Origin of the sequence: Dialister histaminiformans, assembly GCF_900103425.1 — a bacterium.
GTDB classification, from domain to species: Bacteria; Bacillota; Negativicutes; order Veillonellales; family Dialisteraceae; genus Allisonella; species Allisonella histaminiformans.
On the sequence record NZ_FMXA01000005.1, the window covers coordinates 76,087 to 92,279 of the forward strand.

Annotated in this window: 16 protein-coding genes; all 16 read left to right on the forward strand. The window is 47.8% G+C overall.

Going from position 1 to position 16,193, the window contains the following annotated elements:
• Positions 1–674: 674 nt before the first annotated feature.
• The 16 genes from mraZ to BLQ79_RS02370 all read left to right on the forward strand — a co-directional run bounded on the left by mraZ (position 675) and on the right by BLQ79_RS02370 (position 16,182).
• Positions 675–1,112, forward strand: a complete 438-nt coding sequence (mraZ, locus tag BLQ79_RS02295) for a division/cell wall cluster transcriptional repressor MraZ (protein ID WP_091363517.1) — start codon at positions 675–677, stop codon at positions 1,110–1,112.
• Between the two features lie 7 nt (positions 1,113–1,119).
• Positions 1,120–2,052, forward strand: a complete 933-nt coding sequence (rsmH, locus tag BLQ79_RS02300) for a 16S rRNA (cytosine(1402)-N(4))-methyltransferase RsmH (RefSeq protein ID WP_091363416.1) — start codon at positions 1,120–1,122, stop codon at positions 2,050–2,052.
• 27 nt (positions 2,053–2,079) lie between these two features.
• On the forward strand, positions 2,080–2,466 hold the full coding sequence (locus tag BLQ79_RS02305) for an FtsB family cell division protein (RefSeq protein WP_091363418.1): 387 nt from the start codon (positions 2,080–2,082) through the stop codon (positions 2,464–2,466).
• A 154-nt stretch (positions 2,467–2,620) separates the two neighbouring features.
• On the forward strand, positions 2,621–4,126 hold the full coding sequence (locus tag BLQ79_RS02310) for a UDP-N-acetylmuramoyl-L-alanyl-D-glutamate--2,6-diaminopimelate ligase (protein ID WP_091363421.1): 1,506 nt from the start codon (positions 2,621–2,623) through the stop codon (positions 4,124–4,126).
• Positions 4,126–5,502 carry a UDP-N-acetylmuramoyl-tripeptide--D-alanyl-D-alanine ligase gene (locus BLQ79_RS02315; protein WP_091363424.1) on the forward strand — a complete coding sequence of 459 codons (1,377 nt, stop codon included), beginning with the start codon at positions 4,126–4,128 and terminating at the stop codon, positions 5,500–5,502. The genes BLQ79_RS02310 and BLQ79_RS02315 overlap by 1 nt, the downstream gene beginning before the upstream one ends.
• Entirely contained in the window at positions 5,502–6,467 is a 966-nt protein-coding gene (mraY, locus tag BLQ79_RS02320; RefSeq protein WP_091363426.1) for a phospho-N-acetylmuramoyl-pentapeptide-transferase, read from the forward strand. The genes BLQ79_RS02315 and mraY overlap by 1 nt, the downstream gene beginning before the upstream one ends.
• 64 nt (positions 6,468–6,531) lie before the next feature.
• Complete coding sequence (gene murD, locus BLQ79_RS02325) at positions 6,532–7,875, forward strand: UDP-N-acetylmuramoyl-L-alanine--D-glutamate ligase (RefSeq protein WP_091363429.1); 1,344 nt, start codon at positions 6,532–6,534, stop codon at positions 7,873–7,875.
• Positions 7,876–7,888: 13 nt separating this feature from the next.
• Positions 7,889–9,013 carry an undecaprenyldiphospho-muramoylpentapeptide beta-N-acetylglucosaminyltransferase gene (gene murG, locus BLQ79_RS02330; protein ID WP_091363432.1) on the forward strand — a complete coding sequence of 375 codons (1,125 nt, stop codon included), beginning with the start codon at positions 7,889–7,891 and terminating at the stop codon, positions 9,011–9,013.
• A gap of 3 nt (positions 9,014–9,016) precedes the next feature.
• Positions 9,017–10,411: a UDP-N-acetylmuramate--L-alanine ligase gene (gene murC / locus BLQ79_RS02335; RefSeq protein ID WP_091363434.1), complete on the forward strand. Its 1,395-nt coding sequence runs from the start codon at positions 9,017–9,019 to the stop codon at positions 10,409–10,411.
• Positions 10,408–11,343: a D-alanine--D-alanine ligase family protein gene (locus tag BLQ79_RS02340; protein WP_091363436.1), complete on the forward strand. Its 936-nt coding sequence runs from the start codon at positions 10,408–10,410 to the stop codon at positions 11,341–11,343. The genes murC and BLQ79_RS02340 overlap by 4 nt, the downstream gene beginning before the upstream one ends.
• 12 nt (positions 11,344–11,355) lie before the next feature.
• The gene (locus BLQ79_RS02345; protein ID WP_091363438.1) at positions 11,356–12,252 is read left to right on the forward strand and encodes a cell division protein FtsQ/DivIB; all 897 of its coding nucleotides are present in this window, start codon (positions 11,356–11,358) and stop codon (positions 12,250–12,252) included.
• Between the two features lie 259 nt (positions 12,253–12,511).
• Entirely contained in the window at positions 12,512–13,531 is a 1,020-nt protein-coding gene (gene ftsZ / locus BLQ79_RS02350; protein WP_091363440.1) for a cell division protein FtsZ, read from the forward strand.
• A 63-nt stretch (positions 13,532–13,594) separates the two neighbouring features.
• On the forward strand, positions 13,595–14,065 hold the full coding sequence (gene nrdR, locus BLQ79_RS02355; RefSeq protein WP_091363442.1) for a transcriptional regulator NrdR: 471 nt from the start codon (positions 13,595–13,597) through the stop codon (positions 14,063–14,065).
• 18 nt (positions 14,066–14,083) lie between these two features.
• Positions 14,084–14,653: a D-sedoheptulose 7-phosphate isomerase gene (gene gmhA, locus BLQ79_RS02360; protein ID WP_091363444.1), complete on the forward strand. Its 570-nt coding sequence runs from the start codon at positions 14,084–14,086 to the stop codon at positions 14,651–14,653.
• 7 nt (positions 14,654–14,660) lie between these two features.
• Positions 14,661–15,188 carry a D-glycero-alpha-D-manno-heptose-1,7-bisphosphate 7-phosphatase gene (locus tag BLQ79_RS02365; RefSeq protein WP_091363519.1) on the forward strand — a complete coding sequence of 176 codons (528 nt, stop codon included), beginning with the start codon at positions 14,661–14,663 and terminating at the stop codon, positions 15,186–15,188.
• The gene (locus BLQ79_RS02370; RefSeq protein ID WP_091363447.1) at positions 15,181–16,182 is read left to right on the forward strand and encodes a glycosyltransferase family 9 protein; all 1,002 of its coding nucleotides are present in this window, start codon (positions 15,181–15,183) and stop codon (positions 16,180–16,182) included. The genes BLQ79_RS02365 and BLQ79_RS02370 overlap by 8 nt, the downstream gene beginning before the upstream one ends.
• Positions 16,183–16,193 lie beyond the last annotated feature (11 nt).

Below are 16,193 nucleotides of genomic sequence, written 5' to 3' on the forward strand. Positions count from 1 at the left end.
GAAAGAAAGGGGGACCGACGAAGTCGGTGGATAGTTGATTCCACTTTGTTTGAATAAAGGAAAGTAGAAGGATATCACATATTTCCCTCTCTGGAAGACCATATCCTAATATAGTGCACAATGTCCAATCTCCAGCTTTACAGCAGACCCGCCTGCCATATATTAAGATATCAAGGATTTGCAGGCATTCGAGACAATCCGTTGTCTCGAATCCATCCGCTTGTCGAATGGTGGAAAGTAGAATCCACTATGTGAATCAGAAGGGTAGAACGCTGTATGTTAGAGCAAAGGAAAGCGTGCTGATGGCTCCATCTGCCTTATCCATAAAAAAGGCCATTCGCAGAATTCCCCCCTGTTTTCCTCGGGGGAGCACACCGACCTTCCTTTTGATGTTAAGGCGTAGTCTCAAAATTTCTTTTTGAAATTTTGCCGTTTCGAGCCGAAGGCTTGCGGTCCCGAAAGTGGCCTGACCACTTTTGCGGTCTTTGAGTGATAGCTCATCAAATGCTATTCGCAGTATCCATTTGTGGATAAGCAAAGCGAATCTGCCGGTCTCTAACCGATAACCTCAAACCTCATTTCTTAACTTGCAGACCCATTTTTTATACTGTTGCTGTAAAAAAGTGGTGGAATATGGTAAAATGTGGGTAAAAGTGGAGGGAGGGAAGAAGATTATGTTCATGAATGAATATAGACATACGATTGATGCCAAAGGTCGTATGATTCTTCCTGCCCGTTTTAGAGAGGAATTAGGGACAAGATTTGTTCTTTCCCGCGGGATTGATCAGTGTCTCACTATTTATCCGATGGAACATTGGCAGACATTAACAACAAGCCTGCAGAAACTTTCCTTTACCAAGAGCAGCGTACGTAAGTTGAGACGTTTCCTTATCGGGAGCAGTACGGAAATGGAATGCGACCGCCAGGGACGTATTCTGATTCCTGCCCACCTTCGTGAATATGCCGGATTAAAGAAGGAAGCACTGGTCATAGGTACCGGGGCGACTATTGAAATCTGGAATCCAGCGGTGCTGGACGCAGCTAATGGGGACGATGAATCCATTGCCGATCTGGCAGAGTCTCTGGATATACCTATGGATTTTGATTTGTGAGGTTCCTATGGAATTTAAACATAAGACAGTATTGCTGAATGAAATGATTGATAATGTGCTGACAGATCCGGATGGAATCTATGTAGACTGCACATTAGGCGGGGGAGGACATTCCTTTGCCCTGGCACAGAAACTTTCAGAAAAGGCAACGCTGGTAGGCGTAGATCAGGATGATAGAGCCATTGCAGCAGCTACAGAACGGCTGAAAGATGTCAGATGCAGACACCTTACAGTGCGCAATAATTTTTCCCATGTAGATGAAAATCTGGACAGTCTTGGTGTTGGCCAGGTGGATGGATTTATGTTTGACCTTGGGGTCTCCTCTCCACAGCTCGATGATGGAAGTCGTGGATTTTCCTATATGCATGACGGAGATCTGGACATGCGTATGGATCAGAGAAATCCACTGACTGCCTATGAGGTGGTCAATAGCTATTCGCAGGAAGATCTGGAAAGGATTCTCTTTGATTACGGGGAAGAACGCTGGACCAAACGTATTGTTCAGTTCATTCTGAAGGCAAGAGAAGAAAAACCGATTAAAACCACAGGCGAACTGGTGCATATAATCAAGGCCGCTATTCCAAAAGGAGCGCGAAGCGAAGGTTCTCATCCGGCTAAGCGTACTTTCCAGGCCATACGGATTGAAGTCAATGGTGAACTTAAGATACTTGAACAGACGATGAAGGACTGTGTAAGAAGACTTAAATCCGGTGGAAGACTGGGAGTTATCACATTCCAGTCTCTGGAGGACCGGATTATAAAGCAGACATTCCGCTATATGGAAAGAGATTGTGTATGTCCGCCGGAACTGCCGGTATGCGTATGCCACCATCATAAGGAAGTCAGACAGGTTGTGAAAGCGCTAAAACCATCGGCTGAAGAACTGAAAGAAAATCCAAGAGCAAGAAGTGCTATTTTACGGGTTGTAGAAAAGATATAACCGATACCAATTAACGGAGGGAGTTCCATGGATTCTAATGAGTATGCAGGGTCCCAATATTGGGAAAGTACAGGAACAATGCTGACCGGCCGTCTGGCAGGTCAGAAGTCAGCGGTATATGCACGGAGATTTCGGCGTGTGCTGGAGTTTATCTGCGTTATTGCCATGCTGGTGGGCAGTTCCTACCTGATTAACGGGCTCATGATTCAGGAAGAATATCATATGGCCGGTCTGCGTACGGAAATTATGTCTCTGGAAAGAGAAAATGACACGGATCGTATGGAAGTGGCAAGACTGGAAGCTCCTGCGCGTATTGAAGAAATAGCAGAACAGGATCTGGGGATGGTTGTCCCGGGAAAGGCTGTCTTTGGTTCGGCTGATCAGACAGCTCATGCACAGGCGGTAAGAGATTGACCGGGGCCATCCGCAATCGATTATATGGAAAAATTATAAGAAGGATACAATAGCGGCTCCGGAAGGGGTCGCTATTGTATTCATTATTTATTTAAGCTATGATTAATAGTGATGTCATAACCTGTTGACACATAAAATAACAGAGGTGGAAAACGTGAAAAACCTTGAAAAATTGCTGAAATGCACCGACATCAACTATATTGTCGGCGACACCAATAAAGAAATTACTGACATTACCGCGGACTCAAGAGAAGTGAAAGAGGGAAGCCTTTTTATCTGTCTTGATGGCGCTCATGTAGATGGACATAATTATGCTGCATCTGCTGCACAGAAGGGTGCGGCAGCTATTGTTGCGTCCAGAGAGATTGATGTGCCGGAGGGCACAACGGTTGTCTATGTAACCGATACCCGCAAGGCGATGGAAGATATAACGCCTTTCTATTTCGATTATCCTGCACGCAGAATGCGCATGATTGCGGTAACCGGAACCAATGGAAAAACTACATCCACACATATCATTGCCCATATCCTGAGAAAGGAAGGGTACAAGGTGGGGGTTATTGGAACCATCCACTGGCTGATTAATGACGAAGAACATCCGATTCACAACACGACACCGGATGTTATTACTCTGCAGAAAATCCTTTTCCAGATGGCAGAAGCCGGTGTGACCCATGTATCCATGGAAGTATCCTCCCATGCCCTGAGCCTCAACCGTGTGGCCGGCGTGGAATTCGATACTGCGGTTTTCACCAATCTGACAGAAGATCATCTGGACTATCATAAGACCATGGAAAATTATGCGGCGGCCAAAGCCAGACTGTTTTCCCTGGTCTCTTCGGATGAACATACCAAGCCGTTAAAGTCAGGGATTATCAATGCGGATGACCCGTATGCTCACGTGATGAAAGAAGCTGTGCACGGGAAAACATTCTGCCCTGTCTTTACCTATGCGATTGACCATGATGCCGATCTGAGGGCGGTAAATATCCATTTTTCAAGCCGGGCTTCCGTGTTTGACCTGAAAATGGATGGAGTGACCTATACGGTACATACCAACCTGGCCGGCCGTTTTAACGTGTATAACACACTGGCAGCTATTGGAGCCGCCCTGTCAGAAGGAGTGCGCATTGATCACATCATCTCCGCTCTGGCGGAATTCCAGGCCTGTCCTGGTCGTTTTGAACTGATTAATGAAGGCCAGCCGTTTGGCGTAGTGGTGGATTATGCCCATACTCCGGATGGACTGGAAAATATTCTGAAGACGGCGAAGGAAATCACTAAAGGCCGTATTCTGGTTGTGTTTGGATGCGGTGGCGACCGCGACAGAAAGAAGCGACCGATTATGGGGGCTATTGCGGCCAAATACAGTGACATTGCCATTATTACCAGTGATAACCCGAGATCAGAAGATCCGAACTTCATCATCAGTGAAGTAGAAGATGGTGTTCGTCAGGAAGCAAAGAACCATCCGGCTTTCCACTATGAAGTCATCGCTGACCGTCGGCAGGCCATTGAAAGGGCCATCCGCCTGGCAGAAGCTGAGGATATAGTGCTGATTGCCGGAAAAGGGCATGAAACCTATCAGATTCTTAAAGATAAGACCATTCATTTTGATGACAGAGAAGAAGCTAGAAAAGCAATCAGGGAGTGTAAATAATGGCATCCTTTACTATAAAAGAAGTACAGCAGGCATCCGGTGCGGAAATACTCCATACCGGAGCGCATGAATCCTTTGATGGAATCAGTACCGATACCCGAACCATCAGAGAAGGAAATCTGTTTGTCGCGCTGTCCGGTGAAAACTTTGATGGACACCGGTTTGTGCGTCAGGCTGTGGAAAAAGGAGCTTACGGAGTGGTTGTCAGCCGTGCCGACGCGGCAAATGACCTGCCGGAAAGTGTCAGCGTTTTCCTGGTAAAGGATACAAAGAAGGCACTGGAAGGATGTGCCCGTTTTCATCGTCTCCGCTTTAACATTCCGGTTATCGGTGTAACCGGATCCAACGGAAAGACCACCACAAAGGATATGATTTCCGCTGTACTTGGAACCACATATTCCGTATGCCGGACTGTGGCCAACCACAACAACGAAATCGGTATGTGCCAGACCCTGCTGTCTCTGAAAAAAGAACATGGGGCCTGTGTAGTGGAAATGGGAATGCGCGGCTTTGGCCAGATAGAAGAACTCTGCACCTTTGCCCGGCCAACCATTGGCGTGGTAACTAATGTAGGTACCTCCCATATCGGCATCCTGGGCAGCCAGGATAACATCGCTAAGGCGAAAGGCGAACTGGTAGAAGCTCTGGGCAGTGAAGGTACAGCTATTCTCAATGGGGATGATGCGCGTGTACTGGCTATGAAGGACCGCTTTACTGGAAAGACAGTTACCTATGGCCTTCATAGGGAAGATGTATGTGCTGAACATGTGGAATACAAACCGGATCGCACAGAATTTGACTGTAGCACTCCTTCCGGTACATTCCATGTGACACTATTCGTACTGGGAATGCACAATGTGTATGATGCCCTGGCAGCCATTGCCACCGGCGAAGTATGTGGAGTAAGCCATGACCGGATGAAACAGGCTCTGGCCGATTACCGGGGAGCCAGCCAGCGTCAGGCGATAACTACGCTGGGCGGGGTCCGGATTATGGATGATTCCTATAATGCTAACCCGCTGTCTATGGAGATGGCCTTCCGTTCCCTTATGCAGATGGAAGCTAAACGCAGAATTCTTGTGCTCGGCGACATGCTGGAACTGGGAGATGATGAAGAAAGATATCACTATGAAACCGGCGCTAAAGCTGGGGACATGCATGTGGACGCGGTAATTACCGTAGGTCCGCTGGGACGCTGTATTGCCAATGGGGCAAGAGATCATGGCGTACCTCATGTGGAATCCTTTGACACCACAGAACAGGCCGCCGGTGCGCTGAAAAAATATATGCAGGATGGCGATTTGATTCTGCTCAAGGCTTCTCATTCCATGCATATGGATAATATTCTGAAAATGTTAGGAGGAACTGCTGAATAATGTGTATGCCGTACCTCTTGTATATCATTGAAACCATTGTACTGACCATACTTCTCGGTTTTGTGGGAATTCCGCTGGCCAAAAAGTACAAGGCCCGCCAGTCAATCCGTACCGAAGGTCCGAAATCTCATCGTGCCAAGGCCGGTACACCGACCATGGGCGGACTGTTCATGATTCTGGCGGCCGTTCTGGTTACCGTATGTAATCATTTTATGACGGAAACCGTCATCTGGCTGATTATTCTTACCCTCGGTCATTGTCTCCTGGGATTCCTGGATGACTTTATCAAGGCGGAAAAGAAGAGAAATCTGGGCCTTACCGCCAAACAGAAATTTACAGGTCAGATACTTCTGGCACTGCTCTTCTGCTATGGTGTATCCCATGCGCTGAACCTTCCATTCGCGATAGCCATTCCATTTACTAAGGTTGATATTTCCATTGGATGGCTTTATTACCCGTTTATTGTCCTTGTTATCGTGGGTGCATCCAATGCGGTCAACCTTACCGATGGTCTGGATGGACTGGCAGCCGGATGCTGTGTCATTGCGTTCATAGCCTATGCGATTTACAGTCTGTGGCTGGGAATGTCTGATGTTGCCTCTTTTGCGTCTGTCATGGCAGGATGCTGTGCCGGATTCTTATTTTTCAATTATCACCCCGCTAAGATTTTCATGGGGGATACAGGGTCACTGGCTCTGGGTGGGGCTATTGCCGGTATTGCGGTAGTTACCCGTTCCGAATTCTTATTAATCTTCCTTGGATTGATATTTGTTCTGGAAGCCCTGTCGGTTATTCTGCAGGTGGCGTCGTTCCAGCTGACGGGAAAGAGAATATTTAAGATGAGCCCGCTTCATCATCATTTTGAATTATCCGGATGGAGTGAAGTTCATGTAGTCTGGTTTTTCTGGTTTATTGAAGCCGTAGCTGCGGCAGGGACACTGTTTCTTGCTATTCGTTTGATGTAAAGGAAAAACAGACAATAAAATGACAGGACAGGTTATGCTGCCAGAGTAATGGGAGTGGATAATAATGAAAAACGTCTTAATTTTAGGAGCCGGCATCAGTGGTTTGGGTGCAGCCCGCGTGCTCAGCACTCATGGTGCCAATGTAGTAGTATCTGATCTTGCAGATCAGCTCGGGCATAAAAAGGAAGAATTCATTAACGCAGGCGTACAGTTCTGTTTTGGACCTCAGGGAGATGTTCTCCTGGATGGAATGGATACGGTAGTAGTATCTCCGGCCATCCCGGCAGAAAACCCGGTAGTCCGTGGCGCGGTAAAGCGTGGTATTCCGGTAATCAGTGAAGTGGAACTTGGATATCGTATCACCAAGGCGCCTATTCTTGGTGTTACAGGAACCAATGGCAAGACCACTACCACCACACTGCTGGGGAAGATGATTAAGAAAGCAGGTATTCCCTGTGTAGTCGCAGGCAATATCGGCGCTTCCCTCAGCCTTGAAGTGTCTAAGGTTCCGGCAAATGGACTGATTGCCGCAGAACTGTCCAGCTTCCAGCTTGAATTTATTGATACATTCAAGCCGAAAGCGGCGGTTATTCTGAACATTACCCCGGACCACATGGAAAGACATCACACCATGGAAGCCTATGTGGATGCCAAGGCCAGAATATTTGAAAACATGGATCAGGATGGAGCTCTTCTGCTTAACGAAAACGATCCATATACCCCGGATCTCGCGGCAAGAGCCAGAAGCCATACCCATGTCTATATGCTCAATACAGACATAGAAGTGGAAGAAGGGGCATGCATTATCGGAGATATGCTCACCATTAAAGCCGGTGGAAAGACCATTCCACTGGTTACCACAGGAAAACTGCAGCTTAAAGGCAAGCAGAACTATGAAGACTGCCTGGCCGCTGCGTTCCTGGCATATATCGGCGGCGTACCGGTGGAAGCCATCAGAGATGTGCTTAAGGAATTCACTGGTCTGGAACACCGCATTGAATTCGTAAGAAAACTGCATGGAGTTTCCTATGTCAATGACTCCAAGGCAACCAACGTAGATGCCGCATTAAAGGGAATCAACGCGTTCACCGCTCCGATTATCCTTATTGCCGGTGGACATGATAAGGAAACACCGATTGAAGGATTTATGAAGTATGTGAAGGAACATACCCGTCATCTGGTTCTGTTAGGTGAAGCGGCAAACCGGTTCTACGATACAGCAGTGAAGGTAGGAATCACATCTCTCGAAAAGGCTGACAGCATGGAAGACGCGGTAAAGAGAGCGCAGAAGGCAGCCCATGAAGGGGATGTAGTACTGCTTTCCCCGGCATGTTCCAGCTTTGATATGTTTTCCAGCTACGAAGAACGTGGCGAAGTGTTCAAGAATATTGTCAATCATTTGAAATAATACGGATGGAAGCATGAAAAGAATTATTTTATCAGGTGGGGGAACAGGCGGACACATATACCCGGCAGTGACCATTGCAAGGGAACTGGAAAATGTGGAACCCGTGGAAATTCTCTTTGTAGGAACACCTAACGGCATGGAATCCCGGATTATACCGGAAGAAGGATACCGTTTTGCGTCCATTCCGGCATCAGGACTTAAGAGAAAAATCACATTTGAAAATGTGAAAATCCTGTGCCGTACAGCAGGAAGCCTGTGGAAGGCGCGGAAGATTCTCAGAGAATTTAAGCCGGATGTAGTCATCGGGACAGGCGGCTATGTATGCGGGCCTATCCTTATGGCGGCTGCGCTGAGTCATATTCCAACCATGATTCAGGAACAGAATGTTATCCCCGGAGTGACCAACAAGATACTGAGCCATGTGGTGGACAGAGTGGCGCTTGGATATAAGGAAGCCAAAGCGAGATTCCCTGTACAGGACAAGTGTGTCTATACAGGAAATCCAACCCGTCCGGCCATCCGTGAAGCGAAAAGGGATGAATCCAGGGAAAAACTGGGAATCCGTCCGGATGATTTCATGGTACTTATCGCCGGCGGAAGCCGTGGGGCCAGAAACATCAACAACGCTATGCTGGGCGTACACCGGCATTTCAGAGATACACCAGGTCTCTGTCTCTACCATGTCACTGGTACCAGGGATTACGGCAATGTGCTGAAGGAACTGGGAGAAGTGGATGAACGGGGATACTATGGCTCATCTAGCCGTATAGTGGACTATCAGCATGATATGCCTTCCGCTATGGCGGCGGCTGACCTTGTAATCTACCGCGCAGGGGCCGTCGGACTGGCCGAAGTGGCGGTTCGCGGACTCCCCTCCATCCTTATCCCGTATCCGTACGCGGCAGAAGACCACCAGACATATAATGCCCGGGTATTTGTCGCAGCCGGAGCGGCTAAGATGATTGAAGATAAATATCTGACAGCGCAGGAACTTATACAGGATATTGAAGAACTGCATAACCATAAGGATGTACTGGCAGGTATGGCAGAAGCAGCTGAAAAGTTAGGCAAAGCGAGTGCCGGGGCGGACATTGCTCACATGGCACTGGAACTGGCTGGTAAAAAAGGAGAAAGATAATTTATGGATCTGAATAAATATCATACCCTCCATTTTATTGGAATAGGCGGTATGGGGATGCGCGCGCTGGCAAACATTCTTTTACGGATGGGATTTAAGGTTACCGGTTCGGATATGGCGGACTCTTCGGTTCTTCATGAATTCGAACAGCTGGGGGCAGTTATTCATATCGGCCATAAGGCGGAAAACACAGATGGTGCAGATGCCGTGGTCATCTCATCCGCCATTTCCGAGGATAATCCGGAACTTATGGAAGCCCGGAAAAAGAATATCCCTGTATTTCACCGTTCGGATGTACTGGCGGCTGTGTTTACCTGGGGCAGGGGAATTGCTGTGGCAGGAGCTCATGGTAAATCCACAACTTCAGCTATGGTAGGCCAGATTTTCAAACACGCTGGAACCGATCCAACCATTGTTCTTGGCGGCGCGGTAGATTATCTGCACGGCAATTCGTGTCATGGACACGGAAAATATGTCATTGCCGAAGCGGATGAAAGCGATGGTTCATTCCTTAAGTTCTCCACATTCCTTGCCGTAGTTACCAATATCGAAGATGATCATCTGGATCACTATGGTACCGTGGAAAATATCAAGAAGGCCTTTGTAGAATTTATCAGCCATATTACATATGAAGATGGCGCCGCCATCGTATGTATTGATAATCCCGGGGTACGGAGTATTCTTCCAAGGGTAAACAAAAAAGTGGTTACCTATGGATTCGGGGAAGAGGCGGATTACCGCGCGGAAAACAAGCGGTATGACAAGCACATCATGAAGTTTGATGTAACCCATAAAGGACAGCTTCTTGGAACCATCAGCCTCCATGTACCGGGGACCCACAATGTACTGGATGCTCTGGCAGCCACAGTAACCGCATTGTACTGCGGCATTTCCTTCCCGGTCATCCAGGAAGCTCTGGATGCGTTCCGTGGTGTTCATCGCCGTTTCGAAACCAAGGCTTTCATTGACGGAGTATGGATTATTGATGACTATGCTCATCATCCGACAGAAATTGAAGCTACGCTTAAAGCGGCCAGGGAAATCGGTGGATATCGTGTCATCTGCGCATTCCAGCCGCATCGGTATTCCCGCACAAAACTGCTGCAGGATGAATTCGCGGTAGCTTTTGATTCAGCAGATGTTCTTTACTTTACAGATATCTATGCGGCCAGCGAACATGCGCTTCCCGGGGTAGATGGCCATCTGATTCCAGGACTGGTTTCCCAGCACCTTCCAGACACTCCGGTTCATTATGTGGGAGAACTGGATAAACTGGCAGAAGCACTTTATGAAGAAGTCAGACCGGGAGACATGGTTATTACCATGGGTGCGGGCAGCATTACCCGTGTTGGACAGAAACTGACAGGATTGATTAAAGAAAAAGGGTTGAAAAAATGATTACAAAAAACAGCATCATCGGCGTATTAATGGGCGGAGTATCCGGAGAAGCAGAAATTTCAAGAGCAACTGGCAAGGCCATTGCCGAAGCATTGAGTAGCCTTGGCTATCACGTAGTACCTATGGAATATGATCCGCATCATGTAGTAGAACAGCTGAGAGAAAAGAAGGTAGATGTCGTATTCCTGGCACTGCATGGCAAGTATGGCGAAGACGGCACCATTCAGAGCGTTCTTGAACTGGCCGGTATTCCTTACACAGGATCCGGCGTTAGCTCCAGCGCCATCACCATGGATAAGATTTTCTCCATGCGCGTAATGAAACAGGCAGGCATTCCCATGGCAGATTCCATGCCGGTTTATCTCCGGGATGGCGTAGAAGCTACAGCAGAAAAACTGCTTGCTCATTTCAGCTTCCCACTGGTTATCAAGCCGGCCTGCGAAGGCTCAACCATCGGTATTGAAATTGTCCGCAAGGCGGAAGACCTGGTTCCGGCATTGGAAAGAGCATTCCATGTAGAACCTCGCTGCCTGGTGGAAGCATTCCTGGATGGCGAAGAATTTACCGTTCCGGTATTTGAAGGAAAGGCACTTCCGGTCATTCAGATCTGCCCGCATTCCGGTACTTATGATTTCCATTCCAAGTATACAAAGGGCGCTACCGACTATCTCTGCCCGGCTCCAATTTCCGACGAACTCAGAGATAAGATGCAGGCCATTGCGGTTAAGGCGTTCCAGGTATGTGAATGCCGCGGCGTAGTCCGTTTTGATATGAGAACTGACAGCAAGGGTCAGCCGCATGTACTGGAAGCCAACTCCATTCCAGGCATGACCGCTACCAGCTTGGTTCCGAAGTCTGCGGCCGCAGCGGGAACCGATTTCCCTCATTTATGTGAAAAGATTCTTCTTGGCGCGTCAACTGGCAAGATTTAAAGGTGAGCTCCGATGGGTGAATTCAAAAGTTTTGACGAATTTCAGCGTGAATTGCACGGCCTCCCTAAAAAGGAAGAACCGGCAGTAAGATTTCCAGAGGAACCCTCTGAATCGGAATACCAGCCGGAATCTGAATATGAAGAACATAAGACAAAACATCATCGGAGAAGACGCGAATCGCGATTGAGGCCTTCCCGTCCATCCGGACTGTCATGGAAAAAACTTTTCCATGGTACAGTGGGTGTATTGATCATCGTGGTTCTTGTATTCCTGTTCTGCCCGGTTCCACTGGGAGATATTACTGTGCAGGGAAGCAACGCGGTGACTAAGAACGATGTTCTTTTTGAAGGGCAGATCAAACAGCCGGTCAATGTACTGCAGATCAGTACAGGCAAGCTGGAAGAACGACTGACCCAGGATATACGTATTTCCTCTGTCAAGGTATGGAGGGAATTCCCGTTTGACATAAAGGTGGCCATTAATGACCGCGTACCCTGTGCTGTTGTGCAGGGGGATTATGACTATGCCGTCCTTGATAAAGATGGCGTGGTGATGAAGACGGAAACCTCGTTGAAAGATACCGATCTTCCTATTATCACAGGAAAAAAGCTGGGCAACATTCTTCTGGGGGACAGAATTACTGATCCGTCCGTACTGAAAGGCATTAAGTTCTTCAGTTCCCTCAGCCCGGCAGGATTCAGACTGTTCTCAGAAATTAATGTGGGGCAGGCCAATAATCTTATTGCCTATACCCGGGATGGTCTGGCACTGCGGCTGGGAACCGGCAAAGATATCGTGAAGCAGGCAAAACTTTCTCAGAACATGGTAGGCGATGTGAAAGCCAGAAACCTGGCGGTGGAATATATTGATGTAAATCCATCCGCACCGTTTATCAAACTGAAAAAGTAAAAACCATACCGCAGGGAATGGAATCCTGTGGCAGGGATGATCCGGTTTTCTTTTGAGAAGGGAACCGGGTAGTCAGGCCAGATGGGAAAACCTGTAAAAGCCATATGTTTTCTAAGATGAGGACTTGCGATTTTAAATAATATTAATCGATTGGATATAGCCATTTTATACAAAATATTGTAAAATAAATGAGAATGTTGAATGATATGTCAAACGAAACTCGTTTCGATAAAACAAAAATCGTGAAGGAGGAGCAAAAATGAGTGATTTCGCAGATATCAAAGTAATCGGTGTTGGCGGCGGCGGAAATAACGCAGTCAACCGTATGATAGACGCTAAAGTACAGGGGGTTGAATTTATTGCCGTAAATACGGAAGTTCAGGTCCTTGATAAGTCTCAGGCAGAAACCAAGATTCAGATTGGTGAAAAGCTGACCAGAGGCCTTGGCGCTGGCGCTAAGCCGGAAGTAGGTGAAAATGCGGCAGAAGAATCCCGCGATGAAATTACCAAGGCACTTAGCGGAGCTGACATGGTATTTGTAACCGCAGGTATGGGTGGCGGCACAGGTACAGGTGCAGCACCGGTAGTAGCACAGTGCGCAAAGGAACTGGGCGCTCTTACAGTAGCCGTAGTAACCAAGCCATTCTCTATTGAAGGTAAGGTTCGTGCAAAGAATGCAGCCAGCGGTATTGAAAAACTGAAACAGAATGTAGATGCCATTCTGGTAGTTCCAAATGATAAGCTTCTCGGCATTATTGACAAGAAGACTTCTGTAAAGGATGCATTCAAACTGGCCGATGATGTTCTCCGCCAGGGGATTCAGGGCATTTCCGATTTGATTACTGTTCCAGGCGTAATCAACCTTGACTTTGCTGATGTTAAGACCATTATGAGCGATCAGGGCGAAGCACTGATGGGTATCGGTGTAGGCACTGGCGAAAACCGTGCAGCAGATGCAGCTAAGCAGGCTATTTCCAGTCCGCTCCTTGAACGCAGCATTGAAGGCGCTAAGGGAATCATTATCAGCATTACTGGTAACGAAGACCTCGGACTGTTCGAAATCAACGAAGCTTCTCAGATTATTACAGAAGCAGCTGATCCGGATGCAAATATCATCTGGGGTACTGCCATTGATCCGGAAATGGATGACACCGTTAAGATTACCGTCATTGCCACAGGTTTCAACGATGGCAAGAAACCAAGCGGCCTGACAGGCAGCACATTCAGAAGCCATGACCGTTCCAGCACCATTGCGGTACCTGATTTCCTGAAAAAATAATAAGTTTTCAAAAGGCCACACCGCACCTGCAGTGTGGTTCTTTTCTTAATGGAGAAAGTACAGATGAAGTGTCCGTTTTGTGAAAACCCAAATACTAAAGTAACCGATTCCCGTGATACAGATGATGGAGCCTCCATTCGCCGCCGTCGTCAGTGCCTGTCCTGTGGTAAGCGTTTTACTACATATGAAACCGTGGAACACGGCCTGCTTCGCGTGGTAAAGAAGGATGGTACCCGGGAGATGTTTGACCGCAATAAGCTCAGAAACGGTATTGTACGTGCCTGTGAAAAGAGACATATCAGTACAGAACAGATTGAAAATATGGTTAACGCGGTAGAACATAAGGTAAGAAATGATTCCCATCAGGAAGTAAGTACGGAAATGATAGGGACCTGTGTGATGGACGAACTGAAAAAAGTGGATCAGGTGGCCTATGTCCGTTTTGCTTCCGTATACAGAGAATTTAAAGATATCAGCAGCTTTATGTCCGAACTGAAGACGCTGATGGATACGAACAAATCAAAAGAACAATAACCGAAGAGAGGTGTAGAAATGGATAGTATAGAAAAAGGCTTTGCTGATCATGCCCGCGTACTGGAAGAGACAAAGGCGCTGATTCCGGTAGTCCGGGAAATGGCTGATGTCATGAGCCAGGCGCTTCATCAGGGGCATAAGATTCTGATCTGTGGAAATGGCGGCAGCGCGGCGGACGCGCAGCATATTGCCGCTGAATTTATCGGACGTTTTCACAACGAACGTATTTCCCTGCCCGCGGTAGCCCTTACCGTGGATACCTCCATCCTTACTTCCGTAGCTAATGATTACAGCTATGACGTGGTATTTTCCCGTCAGGTGGAAGGCCTTGGACAGGAAGGGGATGTACTCTGGGGAATAACCACCAGCGGTAACAGCGGCAATGTGATTAAGGCCGTAGAAGCAGCTAAGAAGAAAGGGCTAAAGACTATCGTTTCTTCTGGCAAAGATGGTGGTGCCATCAGGGGGATGGCCGATATTTCTCTGGTTATCCCGAGTGATGTCACGGCCAGAATTCAGGAAATGCATATGCTCTGCGCGCATCTCATCTGTGAAATTATCGATGAAGAGAGCTGGGGAAATGAATAAGGAGTCCATAGCTAAAGCCGTTTTTTTTGACAGAGACGGTGTTCTTAACAAGGATAAGCATTACCTGTTTCGTATAGCTGACATGGAATGGATTCCTGGTGCCAGAGAAGCTCTTGCCTGGCTGCATACCCATGGCTGGAAAATCATTGTGGTCACTAACCAGAGCGGCGTGGCGCGGGGATACTATACAGAAGAAGATGTGCATAGGCTCCATGATTTTATGGCTTCTGAAGCAGAAAAAGCAGGCGGCGCTATTGACGATTTCTTCTATTGTCCGCATCTGAAAGGTGCTCCGGTAAAAGCCTATGATAAAGACTGCAGCTGCAGAAAACCGGCTCCTGGTATGATTCTGCAGGCTATGAAAAAACACAGACTGCTTCCAGCAGAGTGTTTTCTCATCGGAGATGGAGCGCGCGATGTAGAAGCAGCCAGGAGGGCTGGCATACAGGGATTCCTTTTTACGTCAGGACGACTGGATGATTTTCTGCAGGCATGTCTAAAGCAAAGAAACATGGGGAAGGAAATTCATGGCTGAAAAGATATTAATCATAAAGATGAGCTCACTGGGGGATATCATTCATGCGATGCCCTCTCTGTATATGCTCAGAAAACATAAACCGGACGCCCACATCACCTGGGCAATCCATCCGGCCTTTGCCGGCATACTTCCAGGAAAACCATGGGTGGACGAAGTATATCTAGTAGACAGGAAAAGAATTAAGCAGCTGTCCTATCTGAAACAGGTCAGAAGGGATTTGAAGTCCCGGCATTTTGACCTGGTCATTGACCTGCAGATGATAGCTAAAAGCGCGCTGATTTCCATGCTTTCCGGCTGTTCCCATCGGATTGGATACTGGGATGCCCGGGAAGGCAGCTGGCTGGTCAATAAGCCCATAAGCGGACCGCATAAACACGGACATATCATTGAACAACTTTTGGATGTCATGCGCTTTCTGGGATGTCCGGAAACCGGTATTGAGTTCCCGTTCCGGGATCTGACAGAACCGACACAGACGCTGGAAAAGAAATTGCATGACGCAGGACTTCATGATCCGTTTGTGGCCCTTGTCCCGGGAACGCGTGGGGAAAATAAGAAGTGGCCAATAGCCATGTGGGGAGAACTGGCGGCCAGACTGGCTGAACGTGGAATCCACTCCGTCATATCCGGTGCCCCGTCAGAAAAGAGTATGGAAAAGGAAATTCTGAAGAGAGCGGACTCTCCGTATGTCATTCCCATGATGGGGAAGACGTCACTCCTTGAATTGGCGGCCCTGGAAAAGGCAGCCTCTGTCCACGTATCTTCCGATACAGGTCCTCTTCATATCGCCAATGCTATGAAGACACCGATTGTGGCACTCTTCGGGCCTACCATGCCACAGCGAAGTGGTCCGTATGGAAATCCGTATAGCACCGTGCTGATGGCGGAAAATCCAGGACATGAAGACACGGATATGTCCACCATATCGGTAGATCAGGTGCTGGAAGAAGTGGTCAAGAAGTGGGAACAGAAAAATAAACCACTGGCGTAAGAAAGGGTTAT

Bases quoted from the DNA above. Each gene is read 5' to 3' on its own strand.
- mraZ (WP_091363517.1), top strand. From the start codon at position 675: ATGTTCATGAATGAATATAGACATACGATTGATGCCAAAGGTCGTATG.
- rsmH (WP_091363416.1), top strand. From the start codon at position 1,120: ATGGAATTTAAACATAAGACAGTATTGCTGAATGAAATGATTGATAAT.
- BLQ79_RS02305 (WP_091363418.1), top strand. From the start codon at position 2,080: ATGGATTCTAATGAGTATGCAGGGTCCCAATATTGGGAAAGTACAGGA.
- BLQ79_RS02315 (WP_091363424.1), top strand. From the start codon at position 4,126: ATGGCATCCTTTACTATAAAAGAAGTACAGCAGGCATCCGGTGCGGAA.
- mraY (WP_091363426.1), top strand. From the start codon at position 5,502: ATGTGTATGCCGTACCTCTTGTATATCATTGAAACCATTGTACTGACC.
- murD (WP_091363429.1), top strand. From the start codon at position 6,532: ATGAAAAACGTCTTAATTTTAGGAGCCGGCATCAGTGGTTTGGGTGCA.
- murG (WP_091363432.1), top strand. From the start codon at position 7,889: ATGAAAAGAATTATTTTATCAGGTGGGGGAACAGGCGGACACATATAC.
- murC (WP_091363434.1), top strand. From the start codon at position 9,017: ATGGATCTGAATAAATATCATACCCTCCATTTTATTGGAATAGGCGGT.
- BLQ79_RS02340 (WP_091363436.1), top strand. From the start codon at position 10,408: ATGATTACAAAAAACAGCATCATCGGCGTATTAATGGGCGGAGTATCC.
- BLQ79_RS02345 (WP_091363438.1), top strand. From the start codon at position 11,356: ATGGGTGAATTCAAAAGTTTTGACGAATTTCAGCGTGAATTGCACGGC.
- ftsZ (WP_091363440.1), top strand. From the start codon at position 12,512: ATGAGTGATTTCGCAGATATCAAAGTAATCGGTGTTGGCGGCGGCGGA.
- nrdR (WP_091363442.1), top strand. From the start codon at position 13,595: ATGAAGTGTCCGTTTTGTGAAAACCCAAATACTAAAGTAACCGATTCC.
- gmhA (WP_091363444.1), top strand. From the start codon at position 14,084: ATGGATAGTATAGAAAAAGGCTTTGCTGATCATGCCCGCGTACTGGAA.
- BLQ79_RS02370 (WP_091363447.1), top strand. From the start codon at position 15,181: ATGGCTGAAAAGATATTAATCATAAAGATGAGCTCACTGGGGGATATC.